A 17,727-nucleotide genomic window follows, 5' to 3' on the forward strand; every position below is an offset into this window, starting at 1 on the left:
ACGCGAAACAATACACCGTAGCAGCGACTTTATGTCGCGAAGAAACACATCGTAGCAGCGACTTTATGTCGTGAAGAAACATGTCGCGACCAACAATAAAAAAGCGGCCAATAGGCCGCAGTTAGGAAGTGAATTGGTAGTAGTCTATTAAAATAATAAAACCCTAAAACACGTACTTCACTGAAAGTTGCAGTCTGTCTAAATCACCTTCGAGGCCACTTTCTGTTTCCCGAGTACCCATCTTATATTCAGCACCAAAGGTAAGTTTTTTCACGGGTGAATAAAGTAGGTTTGCGCTGTAACTCATACTTGATTTTGTCGGATCGCCAGTCACCGCCAGCAAATCGCTTTCGTTATCAGCATTAAAGAAAGAGTATAAGAATGTTGAACGGAACTGATCATTCCAGCTATGTTGATAAGCAATAAAGCCCGACGTCGAGTCAATTGCATGTAACGAGTTACCGTCGTATACCGCGCCATTAGCAACGTTTAGGCCTACGTAACGACCAAGCCCTTGACCTTGGGTCAGCATAAACTTCAAGTTATTGTCACCGAAATTAACACGACCAGATGCACTGACCCCAAATGAGCTTTCAGACTCATCAGCTCCACCGACTTTATAGGTAATTTGGCGCGCAAGTGCCGCTACCGCAATATGACCCCAATCAGCATTGTGTGTGTAACGTGCAGTGAAATCAGGCATGCTAGCGTCATCAGTGACGACACGGCCACTATCTGCAGTGGTAACCGTGCTTTCTGGGTTTTCAATAGAGAAAGACCAGTTTCCCGTGGTGTATTTAGCCATGGCTTGGCGTACGAAAACGGTGCCTTCAGCTGGGCCGACGAAGTCTAAAGTCTCTGGTAGTGCACTAACATTTTGAAAGTTTGACCAAGCCTGACCGAATAAGAAGCCCTTGTAGCTCACAAAGGCTTGGCGAATACGAGGTGTGTAGGAGTTACTAACACGCTCATTTCCTCCCGTTGTAGAAATAAAGTCTAGCTCGATTTTAGTCTTGATACTGCTGCCATCATCAAGCTTAGTATCGGTCCCGAAGCTAAAGCGAGATTGACGTGCGTGCATATCGAAAAGAGCATCGCTATCAGAGTTAACCCCGACAGGAGTCGTACCAGGAACGTAAAAATCTCGGCCTATATTTTGCGCACCCAACGCGCCGTCAGAAAAATCACTCCAAATGGCATCAAGCTTGATATAACCACCATAGTTAACTTTAGTATCACCAATCTCAGCCGCAGTGGCAGGGAGAGCGCAGAGACTACTGATAGCAACTGCGAGCAGTTTTTTATTAATGTTATTCGTTGTCATAATCCAGTTCCTCAATAGCTGTGCTTTGCAGTTGGCAGCAGCTGACATTCATTTTAATCATCACTAACTGTTGTTTAAGGTTGGTTTTTACTCAATTACCTATTGGTCTATTAGACTAAGGTGGCATACGGTAAATGAGTGGAGGATAACGCGATCATAACGTTTGTATTAAATTAGGTACATTCGGTAAGTTGTATGAAACTTTTACGTTTGCAGGTGTTCTACAACTAAGGTCTAATACTTAAACACCCAAGGCTGGGTGATCCTTAGGAAAAGCGTGTCTAGCAGACCTAGACCTCTAAATATAATGGAGATGACTATGTCACAGAGCATTTATCCAGTTCCTGAAAAAATCAAGAACGCAGCATTAATCAACGACGAGCAATATCAAGAACTATATCAAAAGTCGGTTGGTGACCCCGCAGAGTTTTGGAAAGAGCACGGTCAACGTTTAGATTGGTTCAAACCCTATAGTAAAGTTAAAAATACCTCATTCGACAAAGGCCATATCAATATTAAATGGTATGAAGACGGCGTACTAAATGCCTCTTATAATTGTATCGATAGACACCTAGAAAAGCGCGCCGATAAGGTTGCATTGATTTGGGAAGGTGATAACCCAGAACAAACAGAAAATATTACCTACCAACAGTTACACGATGAAGTTGCAAAGTTTGCCAATGGCCTTAAGAGCCTAGGAGTTGCAAAAGGTGACCGCGTCGCTATCTACATGCCGATGACTCCCCAAGCGATTTATGCCATGCAGGCCTGTGCAAGAATTGGTGCTATCCATTCCGTTGTGTTTGGGGGCTTTTCACCTTCAGCGATTGCAGATCGCATTAAAGATTCTGGTGCCAAAGTTGTTATCACTTCAGATGAAGGTCGTCGTGGTGGTAATTGTGTGCCGCTTAAGGCAAATGTTGATGAAGCGGTAGCGCAGGCTGGCGTCACCACTATCGAGCATGTGGTTGTACACCAATTAACAGGTGGCGATGTTGAATGGAATGCTCACGATGTATGGTGGCATGAATTAGTTGCTGATAAACCTGCTGAATGTGAACCTGAAATGATGAATGCGGAAGATCCGCTCTTTATTCTTTATACCTCTGGCTCTACCGGCCAGCCGAAAGGGGTAGTTCATACGACGGGTGGATACCTAGTGTATGCATCAATGACCCATGAGTATGTATTCGACCTTCAAGAAGATGATATTTACTGGTGTAGCGCGGATGTGGGTTGGATCACGGGTCATAGTTATATTGCTTATGGTCCACTTGTGAATGGTTGTACTCAAGTTGTATTCGAAGGCGTGCCAACTTATCCAACGTCTGGTCGCATGGGTGAAATCGTTGATAAACATGGCGTTACTCTTCTTTATACTGCGCCTACTGCGATCCGTGCTTTGATGGCGAAAGGTGACGAGCCGACTGCAAGTTCTAAGCGAGATAGCTTACGTATTTTGGGTTCGGTCGGTGAGCCAATTAATCCAGAGGCTTGGTCTTGGTATTACGAGCAAATTGGTAATAGCGATTGTCCTATCGTCGATACTTGGTGGCAAACCGAAACGGGTGGCATCATGATCACGCCACTACCTGGCGCTACCGCACTTAAACCAGGTTCTGCGACCCGTCCATTCTTTGGTATTGCTCCTGCACTATTTGATGCCGAAGGCAATACGCTGACAGGCGCGACCGAAGGTAATCTGGTGATTTTGGATAGCTGGCCTTCACAAGCCCGTACGGTTTATGGCGACCATGAGCGCTTTGAACAAACATACTTCTCGGCTTATCCGGGCGTTTACTTTACGGGTGATGGTTGTCGCCGTGATGAAGATGGTTACTACTGGATCACAGGTCGCGTGGATGACGTACTTAACGTTTCAGGTCACCGCCTCGGTACTGCTGAAATCGAAAGTGCCTTGGTCGCTCACGAAGCAGTTGCTGAAGCGGCTGTGGTAGGCTATCCACATGATATTAAAGGCCAAGGGATCTATGTCTATATTACACCAAATGAAGGGGTAACGGTATCTGACGAGTTAACCAAAGAGGTGAGAAATTGGGTGCGTAAAGAGCTAAGCCCAATTGCAACCCCTGACATGATCCAATGGTCTCCAGGTTTACCTAAAACCCGCTCTGGTAAAATCATGCGCCGGATTTTGCGTAAGATTGCAGCTAACGAGTATCAACAGTTAGGAGATACTTCTACACTTGCCGATCCAAGTGTGGTTGATGAATTAATCGAGAATAGATTGAATCGTTAACTGAATAACTTGAATTGCGACCTAATATAAACATACTATAACGGCTGTTATCTTTACGATAACAGCCGATTTTTTAGGAGCATAGCATGTATCAGTTTTTAATCGCGGATGATCATCCTCTATTTCGAGAGGCGCTTAAGGGGGCTCTAAAAGCGCAGTTTGAAGGACTAGAGGTATTCGAATCTGAAAACTTTGACACTACGCTCTCGGTCTTACAACAACAAGAAGAACTAGACCTACTCTTGCTCGATTTACATATGCCGGGCAATGGTGATTTATATGGACTAATTCGGATCCGTGAGGATCACCCAAGTCTTCCAGTTGTTGTGGTTTCGGGAAGCGAAGATCTTTCTATCATCTCTAAAGTGATGGGATACGGCGCGATGGGTTTTATCCCAAAAGCGGCGTCAGTAGAACAAATTACCGAAGCCATAGAGCAAGTGCTCGAAGGTGACACGTGGTTGCCTGAAGGCATAAAAGACAAAGTGGCTGAACTTGAAGGGGAAGACAAAGAGCTTGCTCAGCAAGTGGCCTCGCTCACACCGCAACAATATAAAGTGCTGCAATATTTACACGAAGGCTTGCTGAATAAGCAAATTGCCTACGAGCTAAATATTTCAGAGGCAACGGTGAAAGCACATATCACCGCTATCTTCAGAAAGTTAGGTGTCTATAACCGTACTCAAGCCGTATTGATTGCTTCAAAACTACAACTAGAACCTATCGAAGCGAATGACTAACTTCGCATCATTGCTTGCAAGGTGCTTACCTTGCAAGCAGCACTGCTTTAGCTTAACTCTTTAAACGCCTGACTTAGTCCCTCTATTGTTAGCGGATACATTCGGTCTTGCATTAATTGATTTATTAGCTCTATCGAATGGTAATAAGGCCAATAGCTTTGCGGCTGAGGGTTAAGCCAAGCCACCTTACTAAAGTGATTGGTTAAACGATTCAGCCAAGTAGCACCTGCTTCTTGATTCCAATGCTCTACGCTACCTCCGGGATAGGTGATTTCATAGGGGCCCATTGTCGCGTCACCAACAAATATTAGTCGATAGTCTGAACCGTAACGGTTAATTAGCTGATAAGTATCAAGCAATTCGCTGTCACGACGGTCATTATCGTGCCAAACATGTTCGTACACACAATTATGAAAGTAAAAAAACTCAAGGTGCTTAAATTCACTGTGTGCGGCACTGAATAGTTGTTCGCAAAGCTGGATATGGTCATCCATAGAGCCGCCAATATCAAACAGCATCAATACCTTCACTGAGTTATGTCGCTCAGGAGCCATTTTCACATCCAACATGCCGCCTTGTCTTGCGGTAGCGCGAATGGTTTCATTAAGATCGAGCTGATCGCTTGCTCCGCTGCGCGCAAATTTACGCAATTGCTTGAGTGCAAGCTTAATATTGCGGCTGCTGATGTCGGTATTACTGTCGAGATTGCGATACTGCCGTTTATCCCATACTTTTACTGCTCTGCGATGGCGATTTCCGTCTTGGCCAATGCGGATCCCTTCAGGATTATAGCCGTAAGCGCCAAAAGGTGAAGTGCCACCTGTACCAACCCATTTATTGCCACCTGCGTGGCGTTTTTGTTGCTCTGCCAAGCGTGCTTTTAACGTTTCAAGGAGCTTATCGAGTCCACCCATAGCGTTCAGTTTGGCTTTTTCTTCTTCAGACAGCGATTTCTCAAACTCTTTACGCAACCAATCCTCAGGCAATTGCTGCTGTTGAAGTTGTGAGAAGAGATCAATTGACTCTATTCCCTCAAAGTAATCAGCAAACGCACGGTCGAATTTATCAAACAAGGTTTCATCTTTCACGAAGATGGTTTTTGCCAAAAAGTAAAAGCTGTCCAGATCGGCAAAGCAAACTTCTTTATCCAGCGCCTCTAAACAGTCTAGTAATTCGCGCAGGCTCGCTTTGATACCGTAACGTCTAAGCGTGAGTACAAAATCGATGAGCATGATCAGCGGCGGCTCATAAAGGCGAGTTTCTCAACCAAAGAAACATCTTGCTCGTTTTTAAGTAGCGCACCAAATAACGGCATTAGGCCACCTTGGTTAGATTTGTCATGCAACGCGTCAGGGGAAATATCTTCCGCTAATAGTAGTTTTAGCCAGTCCAGTAATTCACTCGTGCTTGGCTTTTTCTTTAGGTTTGGTGTGTCGCGTAATTGGAAAAAGCTTTCGAGTGCTCGTTGTACTAAATTTGCTTTAATATGTGGAAAATGCACGTCTACAATCTGCTGCATCTCTTCTTTGCTCGGAAAGTCGATGTAGTGGAAAAAGCAGCGGCGTAAAAATGCATCTGGTAGCTCTTTTTCATTGTTTGAAGTGATAATAACGATGGGGCGCACCTTTGCCTTTACTTGCTCGTTAGTTTCGTAGACATGAAACTCCATTTTATCGAGTTCTAACAGTAGATCATTGGGAAACTCAATATCGGCTTTGTCGATTTCATCAATCAGCAGAACGGGGCGTTTTGTGGCGGTAAAGGCCTGCCACAGCTTACCTTTGATGATGTAATTGCCAACGTCATTAACGCGAGGATCGCCAAGTTGACTGTCGCGTAAACGCGAGACCGCATCGTATTCGTACAGGCCTTGCTGGGCTTTGGTTGTTGACTTTATATGCCATTGGATCAGTTCGGTATCTAAACTTTTTGCCAATTCTTCGGCGAGTAAGGTCTTGCCTGTACCAGGTTCACCTTTAATTAGGAGTGGTTTTTCTAAAACGATGGCCGCATTCACGGCCTGTTGTAGTGCAGAGGTAGCAATATATTGATCAGTACCTTTAAACATAATTCAACTTCTTGTGGTCAGATGAGATAGGCTCATCTTGCCACAATCAGCTTTTCGCTGCCAACCCTGCTTCGGTTTCGATTAAGGTGAAGCGAGGCACCGCTTCGCCTTCGACCATAACGTCTTCTAAAAACATTTCAAGTGGTCGAACCCAAAAGCTCATATCTCCATATAGGGTTTGATAAACCACTTGCTTCTCTTGCGTTTCACTGTGCGTTGCCAAGGCATGCACACGATAAAGTTTTCCTTTGTAGTGGCGGTAAATTCCAGGTGTGATATCCACTAATTCAAGCTCCAAAAAATAAAAGCCGTACGTGACGGGCTGAAATGTTATAATCCGTGCCATTAAGACTGAAGGTGTTTAAAGATGAATTATATTGCGCTGGACGATTATAAGAAAGCTTGGGTTTTCAAACATAAAGATCTTCCAATCGAAGAATCTGACCTGGCATTGATAAAACCAATGTCAGTGGCGCGCGCTGCGGTGCTTTGGAGCACAATGGTAAGCAACGAAAAAGATCACCCTGATTTCTTTGATAAAACAGACTGGGTTGGTAAAGCGGACTCATGGCAAGAAACCCTCAACTGGGAGCAGCCGTGGGAAGCAGGAGAAGCATTTCCTGAAATTATCGAGCAATTTCTTGATTGGCAAGCCAATACCACCGTGTATTTTTGTCTCTCTCGAGATGATGTGATCGAGACCCGCTTTGACGTGTTTAAGCGATGTTGGCAGAACTTTATGTTTTTGACTGACGGTAGTTTCTTAATAGGAAAAAAACGCAGTTCGGTAGTACAATTTATGGCTGAGGGGCAAGCAAAATTAGGAACCAAGCCGTAAGCAAGTACAACAGAGCGGTTTGCTTTGATTTGAAACATGGCTAGTGTATAAAGGATGTACACCAGTCTACTAAAGTAGATTGCATTGACGGGAGGCGTTTTTGGAGCAGCAGCAAAATACAATCTGGTATGACGAAGCATCTCGCCTTGTATTTGCCGAGCTTGTAAACGTATTTTATGCCAGAGAGTTACCGAAACTTGCTGAACTCTCCGATCATACTCGCCTTCAGCGTTTGTTAAACAGCCTGCCGTATTATGTTGAGCGCGCGGCCACACATATTATTCATGGTGATGTCCCGCTTGAGCTAGATAGTTTCAATGGATGTTGGTTAGCTAAGCAAAAATCACAGCCAAGATGTGATGAGGCTGCCAACGCAGCATTTTTTACCACTAAGGTGAAAGCGGGGCTGGTGGTTCCAGTGCTATACGCAGAACCGACGGGAACAACGGTTAGGCTCGACAGCGTCGACCAAGTGGGTGAAGCTGACAAATTGCACTGCAACCAATTTGGCTGGTTTAGTGTTAATGGCAATAGCTTACAAGCAAGTGATGAAGCGCGTGTACAACTGCTAAAACCGACGAAAGCGTTAATGACAGCGGCTTGTTGTGGCCATACTTGGCATTTTGGCAAAGCGGTGGTACCGAGAAGGCTGACGCTAAGAGAAATGTTACTTGCCAGTTCAATTCATTGGCCACAAGTACAAAAAACAAAAATGAGTCAACGATCCTAATCGACTCAAAAACAGAAGTTTGGATTAAGCAATGCGATTTTTTCAGTTAGCGCTGTTGGTTTTAGCGCTATTTATTCAGTACAGACTTTGGTTCGGCCACAATGGCGTGGAGGACTACGCTCGGATAAAATCCGTGGTTAAATCGCACCAAGAAACCAATGCTAATCTCAGTAAACGAAATAAATTATTAAAAGCGGATATCGAAGATTTAAAACTCGGCCTTGAAGGGGTTGAAGAGCGCGCTCGTCATGAACTTGGCATGATTAAGCCCGGGGAAACTTTTATCCGTGTATTACCGAAAGTACCTCATGAAAAGAAACTATAAACTTGCAGTCGTCATCCCCGCAGCTGGGGTTGGCAGTCGTATGCAAGCGCAGATGCCTAAACAATATATTCCACTATTAGGTAAACCGATCTTAGTACATACACTGGAAAAACTAGCCGGACTTGAGTGCGTCAATCAATTTATGGTCGCCGTTTCCAAAGAAGATGGATATTTTTCATCGACGTTACTGCCTGATAGCCGTTTTAGCCATTGTGAAGGTGGACAAGAACGTGCCGACTCCGTTTTACTGGCGCTAAAAGCGTTAGCACCAAGTCGCCCTGACTGGGTGTTAGTTCATGATGCGGCTCGACCTTTAGTTACGCTGGACGATATTCATCAGCTGATTTCACAATGTATAAACCAACAGCAAGGTGGCATACTGGCTGCCAAGGTTAAAGATACCATCAAACGCGGTGCGGAGTTGGTACAGGAGACCGTACCTAGAGCATCGTTATGGCAGGCTTTTACGCCTCAAATGTTTAGGTATGACGAGTTATTGGCTGCGCTGGAGCTTGGGCTTTCTCAAGGTGCAAATATCACAGATGAAGCATCAGCGATGGAATTACAAAATCAGCCAGTCCAACTCATTGCCGCGCGTACGGATAACATTAAGATCACGACGCCGGAGGATTTACCTCTGGCGGAGTTTATAATTCAACAACAAGGTAAACAGCATGATTAGAATTGGCCACGGATTTGATGTTCATAAATTTGGTGGAGCTGGCCCATTGACTATTTGTGGGGAAAAAATCCCTTATGAACAGGGGTTTATTGCTCACTCTGATGGTGATGTAGCCATTCATGCATTGTGTGATGCCTTGTTGGGAGCGCTTGCGTTGGGAGATATTGGTAAGCACTTTCCTGATACCGCGAGTGAATTTGAAAATATCGATAGTCGTATTTTATTACGCCGCGTGATAGAACAAGTGAAAACGCTTGGCTATCAAATAGGCAATATCGACGTCACGATTGTCGCACAAGCACCAAAGATGCGACCACATATTGATGCGATGCGCACTAATCTTGCTGCGGACTGTGAAGCGCAGCTAGATCAAGTTAATGTTAAAGCAACCACCACCGAAAAACTGGGTTTTGAAGGACGTAAAGAAGGGATCTCAAGTCATGCTGTGGTGCTATTGGTAAAAGCATGAAGACACTCAATTATCTTTACGGCAAACCGTTATCTGACGGCGATTATAAGTCACAACCAGAAGACTTTAGAGTCGAAGAAATTTTAGATATTCCTTTTACTGGCGAAGGTGAGCACGTTTGCTTGCAGATCATTAAAAAGGGAGAAAACACTGCATTTGTTGCTAAAAAGCTTGCAGAATTTGCCCAAATTTCACCGCGAGATGTCAGCTATGCCGGAATTAAAGACAGACACGGTGTGTGTACGCAGTGGTTTAGTGTGCCGGTGCCAATTAAAAAGTCGTTGGACTTTAGTGCATTAAATAGTGACTCTATTTTTGTGGTGCAACAAATACGGCACAATCGAAAGTTAAAAACAGGTTGTCATAAGGGCAATCGCTTTGCCATTACTCTCAGAAACGTGACCGTTCCGCTTGATATTTTGTCGCGTATTAATGCTGTGCGCCAAGGGGTTCCTAATTATTTTGGAGAACAACGTTTTGGTCATGATGGCCACAACTTAGCCATGGCAGATAGGTTATTTGACGGCGAAAAGATCCGCGATAAAAAGCTCAGAGGGCTGGTGCTTTCAGCCGCTCGCTCTCATCTGTTCAACGAAGTCGTCAGTCGCCGCGTGGCAGAGCATGGTTTGGCAACGACTTGGCACCGTGAAATTTTTTTACTGAGTGGTAGTAACGCCTTTTTTGATTCAGAAATTGATTGCGAGCTCATTGAGCGGTTACTGAATGGCGACATTTTGCTTTCGGCGCCATTGGTTGGTAAGGGTGAAAAGGGCTTATTGCCGCAAGAGCGTGAGTGGTTGGCACCTTTCGCTAAATGGCACGAAGGATTGGCTGAATTTGGGATGAAAAATGAGCGTAGAGCGCTTAGATTAATACCCGAAGCGCTTAAGGTGAGTATGGCTGACGACAGTACGCTAACCCTTGAATTCAGTTTACCAAAAGGAACTTTTGCCACGGCGCTGCTCAGAGAGCTTGTTAATCATAAAGATGCCAGTAAAAAGTTTAATAAACATGAAGAGTCGATACAGCAGTGAGATACTCATTGTCTAACAAGAAAAAGAGGTGAAATATGAAGATCCTATTGAGTAATGACGATGGTGTTCACGCCAAGGGCATTGCTATCTTGTATCAAGCGTTATCACAAATCGCAGACGTAACCGTTATTGGTCCAGATAGAAACTGTAGCGGTGCGAGTAACTCGTTAACCTTATTAAACCCGCTCAGAGCAACTACGCTAGATAATGGTTTTATCTCCGTGAATGGCACGCCAACCGACTGTGTTCACCTTGGAGTGAACAAACTGATGGATGAATTGCCGGATTTAGTCGTTGCAGGGATCAACAATGGCGCTAACCTTGGCGATGATACGCTGTACTCTGGCACTGTCGCGGCGGCCACTGAAGGTCGACATGTGGGCTTACCTGCGATTGCCGTTTCTCTTTGCTCTAAAAATGAAACCCACTACGAAACTGCAGCGCATGTCACGGTAGAGATCATTAAAAAGCTTGCAAACCACCCGCTACCAAAAGACCAAATCATTAATATCAACGTCCCTGATATTCCATTAAGTGACTTAAAAGGGATTAAAGTCACTCGGCTAGGCTCACGTCATAAAGCGGATACCATGACCGAACAAATCGACCCATGGGGCCGAAGTGTGTACTGGTATGGCACCTTAGGTCATGAAAGTGACGCTGGTGAAGGCACGGATTTTCACGCTGTAAACAACGGTTATGCCGCTATCACACCGCTCAAGGTGGATATGACGGCTTACGAGAGCTTAGATGCTGTGGCGAGCTGGTTATCTTAAGAGGCGTATGTGCTGAATAATTATCAGGGCAGTGCCAACGCGTTGGTGGAACTGCTAAAACAGCAAGGCGTAGAGGATGAAGTGGTACTCAGTGCCATCACTAACACGCCCAGGCATATGTTTGTCGATGAGGTGCTTAAACATAAGTCATATGAAAATACAGCACTTCCTATTGGCCAAGGGCAAACGATATCGCAGCCTTTTATCGTCGCAAAAATGACCGAAGTGTTAAAACAAGTGGGTGTTAAAGGGCGTATTTTGGAAGTGGGTACGGGCTCTGGTTATCAGACCGCCATACTAGCGCAAGTGTTTGAACAGGTCTTTAGCATTGAACGGATCAAGTCGCTGCAGTGGCAAGCACGCAGAAGGCTGCATTTACTGGACTTATACAATGTTACCATGAAACATGGTGACGGTTGGAAAGGTTGGGCTTCAAAAGCGCCTTTTGCAGGGATCATTGTTACTGCCGCAGCACAATCAGTACCAGATGATTTGTTGGCACAACTTGAAGATGGCGGTGCCATGGTCATTCCCATCGGGATTGAAGCGCAAATACTCACGTTATTTGTTAAACAAGGTGAGCAGTTTATTCGCCATGCCCTCGCACCTGTACGCTTTGTGCCTTTAGTCGCTGGCGAAGTCGGTTAATTTGCTGGTTTTAAAAACAACTCCATAAAATATAGCTATTTTTTCCAGTAGAGTGTGAAAACCAAGCAAAATTAAGTTAGATTGATATGATAGTCGTTGATAGTAGCACTGGAAAATATAAGTAATGCACAAGTCTCAGGTCATCATATCGATTTATTTAAGCGGCCTGCTTGTTGCTTGCTCATCAAATCATACGCCTGCACCTGTAACAACTTTATACTCTGGTAAGACCAGTTCGACACATAAAATTAATATTAACGGAAGCAGTTACAAAGTAAAAAAAGGCGATACTTTATTTGCAATTGCTTTTAGCGCTAATAAAGATGTAAGAACGCTCGCGAAAATCAATGAAATTAAGCCTCCGTATACGATCTACCCCAATCAAATCATTCGTCTAGAATATCCTAGAAATAAAAACAAAAAGAACACAAAGTACACGAAAGTAAACCGCAAGTCTCAGTCTTTAAAACAAAAAAGTAACAAAATCCCCAAAAAAGAGCTTGATAAGCCAAATCAACGAGAGTATGTTCAAAGACAAGCTACACAAAAATCTAGTAGTACCAAGGCTTTGTATAATAATAAGGTACTATGGAAATGGCCTGCTGAAGGCAAGGTGACTCGTCACTTCTCCGTTAAAGAGAATGGTTATAAGGGATTGGAGATCTCTAATAAACCGGGAACTTCAGTTAAGGCTGCTGCTGGCGGTGTAGTTGTATATGCAGGGAGTGCGTTGCGTGGGTATGGTAATTTAATCATTCTGAAACATACGGATGATTATCTAAGTGCGTATGCTCACAATGCTAAGTTACTCGTCAGAGAGCAGCAAAAAGTTAAAGTTGGGGAAAAAATTGCCGAAATGGGTAGTACAGATGCTTCTAAGACGGCGCTTAGGTTTGAGATCCGTTTTAAAGGTCAAGCTGTAAACCCGGCAAAATACTTGCCATAAAGTAATGCGAGTACATCGATTGGTTCGAGTACCCTTACTTTTATTCGCTTGGGGAGAATACTTATGGCTCATACTGCAAAATTACCTACAAAATCTACTCCAGAGTTAGACAAGTTCGAAGATGATAGTATTGACGAACCGAAAGACGAATTACTTGAAAACCTTGAAGACGACGAAGAAGTTTTTGCCAAAGAAGAAGTGGTTAAAAATTTAGATGCTACTCAACTCTATTTAGGTGAAATTGGATTTTCCCCACTGCTCAGTGCAGAAGAAGAAGTTTACTTTGCGCGTAAAGCGTTAAAGGGGTGTGAAGCCTCACGTAAACGAATGATAGAGAGTAATTTAAGATTAGTGGTTAAGATCGCTCGTCGTTATAACAACCGTGGTTTGGCATTACTTGACCTCATTGAAGAAGGTAACTTAGGTCTGATCCGAGCTGTAGAAAAGTTTGATCCGGAACGTGGATTTAGATTTTCTACATATGCAACTTGGTGGATCCGTCAAACTATCGAACGTGCGATCATGAACCAAACTCGTACCATTCGTTTGCCTATTCATGTTGTCAAAGAGCTCAATGTTTACCTACGTACAGCACGTGAATTGACGCAAAAGCTGGATCATGAACCTACCGCAGAAGAAATCGCTGAATGTCTCGACAAACCTGTCGAAGAAGTCAGTAAAATGCTCCGTCTAAACGAAAGGATCACTTCGGTTGATACGCCTATCGGTGGTGAAAATGACAAAGCACTGCTCGATATTATCGCGGATGAAAAGGGCGGTGGTCCAGAAACCGAAGTACAGAGCAATGATATTAACAAACACATCGTTGATTGGCTTGGAGAGTTAAACCCAAAACAGCGAGAAGTGCTCGCGAGACGCTTTGGTTTGCTTGGTTATGAGCCATCTACGCTTGAGGATGTTGGCCGCGAAATCGGGCTAACGAGAGAGCGTGTAAGACAAATTCAAGTTGAGGCATTGAGACGCTTAAAAGACATTTTACAACACGAAGGGTTAAGTACCGATAGCCTATTCGAACAACAGTAATACTTTAATCAATGAAAAAAGCCGCAATATGCGGCTTTTTTCATTCTTGCAGTGGTATAAAGTCAGCCAAGATAGAAAGCGATTATAAGCTCTCTATCTTTGCTTTTTGTTCAAGTAGCTTAGTTTTTGCATCGCTAAACTCAGCTAATTTTGCTTTCTCTTTAGCAAGTACTGCTTCAGGCGCATTACTTACAAACTTTTCGTTTGCGAGTTTCTTTTCAACCTGCTCAAGACCTTTTTCTGCTTTTTCAAGCTGCTTAGCAATACGTGCAAGTTCTGCTTCTACATCAATCAGACCTGCCATTGGGATCATGATTTCAAGGTCGCCGATAAACGCAGTCGCACAAGCCGGTGCTTCGTCTTTGCTTGCAAGTAAGTCTACCGTTTCAAGTTTTGCCAGAGCGCTTAAGAAAGCTTGGTTTTCTTCTAGACGACGTTTGTCATCTTCGCTTGCACCAGTAAGTAACACGTTTAGCGGCTTACTTGGACTGATGTCCATTTCACCACGAATGTTACGGATAGCAATAATAAACTGCTTCACCCACTCAAGGTCAGCCATCGCTTGCGCATCAACTTTGCTTTCGTCGAATATTGGGAACGCTTCAAGCATAATCGTCTGCGCTTCAACACCTGCGATTGGTGCTACACGTTGCCAAATTGTCTCTGTGATATAAGGCATTAGAGGGTGCATCAAACGAAGTAAGCCTTCCAATACGGTAATAAGCGTATGGCGTGTACCACGCTGCTGCGTTTCATTGCCTTTAAATAGAATTGGCTTAGTTAGCTCTAGATACCAGTCGCAGAATTGGTTCCATGTGAACTCATAAATAGTGTTTGCCGCAAGGTCAAAGCGATAGTTATCCAAGTGCTCAGAGAACACCTTAACTGTATTTTGGAATTGGCCTAAAATCCAACGATCCGCTAGAGAGTACACTTTTTCGTTATCGTTAAAGCCACAGTCTTGTTCTTCTGTGTTCATCAATACATAACGGCTAGCATTCCAAAGTTTGTTACAGAAGTTACGGTAACCTTCAAGACGGTTCATATCCCAGTTGATATCACGCCCCGTTGATGCCATTGCTGCAAGAGTGAAACGCAATGCATCAGTACCATGTGCTTCAATACCATCGACAAATGTTTTGCGCGTATTCTTCTCGATTTTTGCCGCAAGCTGTGGCTGCATCATGTTGCCAGTACGTTTAGTCACTAGGCTCTCAAGATCGATACCATCAATCATGTCTAGTGGATCTAACACGTTACCTTTTGACTTAGACATCTTATCGCCATTTTCATCGCGAATAAGGCCAGTCACATAAACGGTCTTAAATGGAACTTGAGGTTTACCATCTTCATCTTTGATGAAATGCATGGTCATCATGATCATGCGAGCTACCCAGAAGAAGATAATGTCGAAACCAGTAACCAAGGTATCTGAAGGGTGGAATACCTTTAGATCTTCCGTGTTTTCAGGCCAACCTAACGTTGAGAAAGTCCACAGTGCAGAAGAGAACCAAGTGTCTAGTACGTCTTCATCTTGTGTCAGCGTCACATTTGCATCCAGATTATGGTTTTGACGAACTTCTGCTTCGTCACGACCAACATATACATTACCTTCGCTGTCATACCATGCTGGGATCCTGTGACCCCACCAAAGCTGACGGGAAATACACCAGTCTTGAACATCACGCATCCAAGAGAAGTACATGTTCTCGTATTGCTTGGGTACAAATTGAATATCACCATCTTCTACCGCTGTTACCGCAGGCTCTGCAAGAGGAGCAACGCGAACATACCACTGATCGGTAAGTAATGGCTCGATAACTACGCCTGAGCGGTCACCGTAAGGAACGGTTAGACTGTGATCGTCGATTTTCTCAAGTAGACCAAGCTGTTCAAATTCGTCAACAACTAGCTTGCGCGCATCGAAACGGTCAAGGCCTCGGAAACGCTCTGGAATTGGAGCATCCATCGCTTCAAGTGGCTTACCATCAAAAGTAAAGCACTCACCCGTATTCAGAACTGCCGCGTCTTTGTTGAACACGTTGATCATTGGCAGCTCATGGCGCTTACCAACTTCGTTATCGTTAAAGTCGTGTGCTGGCGTGATTTTTACGCAGCCCGTGCCTTTTTCCATATCCGCATGTTCATCGGCAACGATAGGAATGCGACGGTTGACGATAGGAAGTAGAATTTCTTTGCCAATTAAGTCTTGGTAACGTTCATCATCAGGGTTTACCGCAACGCCAGTGTCACCAAGCATGGTTTCTGGACGAGTGGTTGCTACGATAATGTAGTCTTTACCATCTTTGGTGGTTACGCCATCCGCAAGTGGATAGCGTAAATTCCACATATGGCCCTGCTTGTCTTTATTCTCAACTTCTAAATCAGAAATCGCAGTGTGTAATTTAGGATCCCAGTTAACTAGGCGCTTACCTCGGTAGATTAAGTCGTCTTGATATAGGCGAACGAATACTTCTTTTACCGCTTCAGACAGGCCGTCATCCATCGTAAAACGTTCTCTATCCCAATCTACAGACGCACCTAAACGGCGTAACTGTTTGGTGATTGTGCCACCTGATTGCTCTTTCCATTCCCATATTTTATTGATGAATTCGTCACGGCCTAAATCATGGCGTGATTTACCTTCTTCGGCTGCAAGCTTGCGCTCAACCACCATCTGAGTGGCGATACCAGCGTGGTCAGTACCCACTTGCCATAGCGTGTTTTTGCCTTTCATACGCTGATAGCGGATCAAAGTGTCCATGATAGTGTCTTGGAACGCGTGGCCCATGTGTAGACTACCTGTGACATTCGGCGGTGGGATCATAATCGAGTATGCGTCACCATTGCCTGATGGCTTAAAGTAGCCATTTGACTCCCAGTCTTGATACAAAGACTGTTCAATATCTTGTGGATTGTAGGTTTTATCCATTACACAGAACCCTAAAAATGCTATTTCTCAATGTCTTCAGTGGAAATTGTTGCGCCAAGTGCACGAAGTTGCTTAAAGCGTTCTCGTGCGGCTTGCTTAGCGCTGGCTTCAACAGGCACAAAATCTATCACCTGTTCAAAGCGACGAATAAAGTCAGGGACGACCCGAGCTAGATTAATGAGCACGGGGCGACGAGCAGCAGGAGGCATAGTGCCAATTTCCACTGGTGCGCCGCCTTTGGGGCCTTCACCTTGTAAGTTGTGGGGCACAAACCTGTCTGCGTCAAAACACCAAAGGTGCTCATCGAATAAATGAGCGTCGTCAGTATTATCGACGTTAACAAAGATACGGTGTCCAGCTTGATATAAGCTCGCCGCAGTTTGTGCTGCCAGATCAAAATGAGCCGGAACGCTAATCCCCGGCTCATCGTTTTGTTTTAACACGTAAAAGCGCGCTTTGATAGTCATGATAATAATACCAATTGCGAGGAGTACTGAGGTTTGCCACAGGCTCCACAGCTGCTCAATATCTGTAATCTTGTTTACCGTGATAGCGTAGACGAAGAAAATCAGTATGCGCGGCTTAGTTTAAAACTAATTATAGCGCCACTTAAATGCACATAAATAAGCCTATATTTTGCCATATAAAGGCAATACCATCAATCAAGAACCGAGAGAAGAAGAATAAAATATGGCAAGTGGTGAGGAGTGCTTGCTGAGGTGGTTTTGTTGCTTTGTAGCCTTAATTTGGTACGGGTTATAGTCGCGGGATAAACCCGTTGCGACATATCGCGGGATAAACCCGTTGCGACATATCGCGGGATAAACCCGTTGCGACATATCGCGGGATAAACCCGCTGCTACATGTCGCGGGATAAACCCGCTGCTACATGTCGCGGGATAAACCCGCTG

At 44.4% G+C, this 17,727-nt stretch carries 18 protein-coding genes; 12 read left to right on the top strand and 6 right to left on the bottom strand.

Going from position 1 to position 17,727, the window contains the following annotated elements; translation table 11 throughout:
• Positions 1 to 163: 163 nt before the first annotated feature.
• Positions 164 to 1,324 (bottom strand): DcaP family trimeric outer membrane transporter, encoded by a 1,161-nt coding sequence (locus CKO50_RS20770; protein WP_095729710.1) that lies wholly within the window; start codon positions 1,322 to 1,324, stop codon positions 164 to 166.
• 319 nt (positions 1,325 to 1,643) lie between these two features.
• On the opposite strand from CKO50_RS20770, the gene acs reads away from it, so the two are divergent.
• Positions 1,644 to 3,584, top strand: a complete 1,941-nt coding sequence (acs, locus tag CKO50_RS20775) for an acetate--CoA ligase (RefSeq protein WP_095729711.1) — start codon at positions 1,644 to 1,646, stop codon at positions 3,582 to 3,584.
• A gap of 86 nt (positions 3,585 to 3,670) precedes the next feature.
• On the top strand, positions 3,671 to 4,324 hold the full coding sequence (locus CKO50_RS20780) for a response regulator transcription factor (RefSeq protein WP_095729712.1): 654 nt from the start codon (positions 3,671 to 3,673) through the stop codon (positions 4,322 to 4,324).
• Between the two features lie 47 nt (positions 4,325 to 4,371).
• Here CKO50_RS20780 and CKO50_RS20785 read toward each other — a convergent pair whose 3' ends face one another.
• Genes CKO50_RS20785 through CKO50_RS20795 form a run of 3 tightly spaced genes read right to left on the bottom strand, consistent with a single transcriptional unit; the run spans position 4,372 to position 6,675 of the window.
• Complete coding sequence (locus CKO50_RS20785) at positions 4,372 to 5,556, bottom strand: VWA domain-containing protein (protein ID WP_095729713.1); 1,185 nt, start codon at positions 5,554 to 5,556, stop codon at positions 4,372 to 4,374.
• A gap of 2 nt (positions 5,557 to 5,558) precedes the next feature.
• Complete coding sequence (locus CKO50_RS20790) at positions 5,559 to 6,395, bottom strand: MoxR family ATPase (RefSeq protein ID WP_026000904.1); 837 nt, start codon at positions 6,393 to 6,395, stop codon at positions 5,559 to 5,561.
• Positions 6,396 to 6,438: 43 nt separating this feature from the next.
• On the bottom strand, positions 6,439 to 6,675 hold the full coding sequence (locus CKO50_RS20795) for a DUF1653 domain-containing protein (RefSeq protein ID WP_010377401.1): 237 nt from the start codon (positions 6,673 to 6,675) through the stop codon (positions 6,439 to 6,441).
• Between the two features lie 84 nt (positions 6,676 to 6,759).
• On the opposite strand from CKO50_RS20795, the gene CKO50_RS20800 reads away from it, so the two are divergent.
• From CKO50_RS20800 to rpoS, 10 genes are all read left to right on the top strand, one after another.
• On the top strand, positions 6,760 to 7,230 hold the full coding sequence (locus tag CKO50_RS20800; RefSeq protein WP_095729714.1) for a DUF2947 domain-containing protein: 471 nt from the start codon (positions 6,760 to 6,762) through the stop codon (positions 7,228 to 7,230).
• A gap of 100 nt (positions 7,231 to 7,330) precedes the next feature.
• A complete protein-coding gene (locus tag CKO50_RS20805; protein WP_095729715.1) occupies positions 7,331 to 7,960 on the top strand; it encodes a hypothetical protein in 630 nt (209 codons plus the stop codon).
• 31 nt (positions 7,961 to 7,991) lie between these two features.
• Entirely contained in the window at positions 7,992 to 8,285 is a 294-nt protein-coding gene (ftsB, locus tag CKO50_RS20810; RefSeq protein ID WP_095729716.1) for a cell division protein FtsB, read from the top strand.
• Positions 8,269 to 8,967 carry a 2-C-methyl-D-erythritol 4-phosphate cytidylyltransferase gene (gene ispD / locus CKO50_RS20815; protein WP_095729717.1) on the top strand — a complete coding sequence of 233 codons (699 nt, stop codon included), beginning with the start codon at positions 8,269 to 8,271 and terminating at the stop codon, positions 8,965 to 8,967. The genes ftsB and ispD overlap by 17 nt, the downstream gene beginning before the upstream one ends.
• Positions 8,960 to 9,436, top strand: coding sequence for a 2-C-methyl-D-erythritol 2,4-cyclodiphosphate synthase (gene ispF, locus CKO50_RS20820; protein WP_095729718.1), 477 nt, complete (start codon positions 8,960 to 8,962; stop codon positions 9,434 to 9,436). Before ispD ends, ispF begins: the two co-directional genes overlap by 8 nt.
• Positions 9,433 to 10,470, top strand: a complete 1,038-nt coding sequence (gene truD / locus CKO50_RS20825; protein ID WP_095729719.1) for a tRNA pseudouridine(13) synthase TruD — start codon at positions 9,433 to 9,435, stop codon at positions 10,468 to 10,470. The genes ispF and truD overlap by 4 nt, the downstream gene beginning before the upstream one ends.
• A gap of 35 nt (positions 10,471 to 10,505) precedes the next feature.
• Positions 10,506 to 11,246: a 5'/3'-nucleotidase SurE gene (gene surE, locus CKO50_RS20830; RefSeq protein ID WP_095729720.1), complete on the top strand. Its 741-nt coding sequence runs from the start codon at positions 10,506 to 10,508 to the stop codon at positions 11,244 to 11,246.
• Between the two features lie 9 nt (positions 11,247 to 11,255).
• Entirely contained in the window at positions 11,256 to 11,894 is a 639-nt protein-coding gene (locus tag CKO50_RS20835) for a protein-L-isoaspartate(D-aspartate) O-methyltransferase (RefSeq protein ID WP_095729721.1), read from the top strand.
• Positions 11,895 to 12,018: 124 nt separating this feature from the next.
• A complete protein-coding gene (locus CKO50_RS20840; RefSeq protein ID WP_095729722.1) occupies positions 12,019 to 12,840 on the top strand; it encodes a peptidoglycan DD-metalloendopeptidase family protein in 822 nt (273 codons plus the stop codon).
• Positions 12,841 to 12,903: 63 nt separating this feature from the next.
• Positions 12,904 to 13,884 (top strand): RNA polymerase sigma factor RpoS, encoded by a 981-nt coding sequence (rpoS, locus tag CKO50_RS20845; protein WP_095729723.1) that lies wholly within the window; start codon positions 12,904 to 12,906, stop codon positions 13,882 to 13,884.
• Between the two features lie 82 nt (positions 13,885 to 13,966).
• On the opposite strand, the gene CKO50_RS20850 is transcribed toward rpoS, so the two are convergent.
• Positions 13,967 to 16,816, bottom strand: coding sequence for a valine--tRNA ligase (locus CKO50_RS20850; protein ID WP_095729724.1), 2,850 nt, complete (start codon positions 16,814 to 16,816; stop codon positions 13,967 to 13,969).
• A gap of 20 nt (positions 16,817 to 16,836) precedes the next feature.
• On the bottom strand, positions 16,837 to 17,283 hold the full coding sequence (locus tag CKO50_RS20855) for a DNA polymerase III subunit chi (protein WP_010377414.1): 447 nt from the start codon (positions 17,281 to 17,283) through the stop codon (positions 16,837 to 16,839).
• Positions 17,284 to 17,727: the final 444 nt, after the last annotated feature.

The sequence above is a fragment of the Pseudoalteromonas sp. HM-SA03 genome (assembly GCF_002289345.1).
Taxonomy (GTDB): domain Bacteria; phylum Pseudomonadota; class Gammaproteobacteria; order Enterobacterales; family Alteromonadaceae; genus Pseudoalteromonas.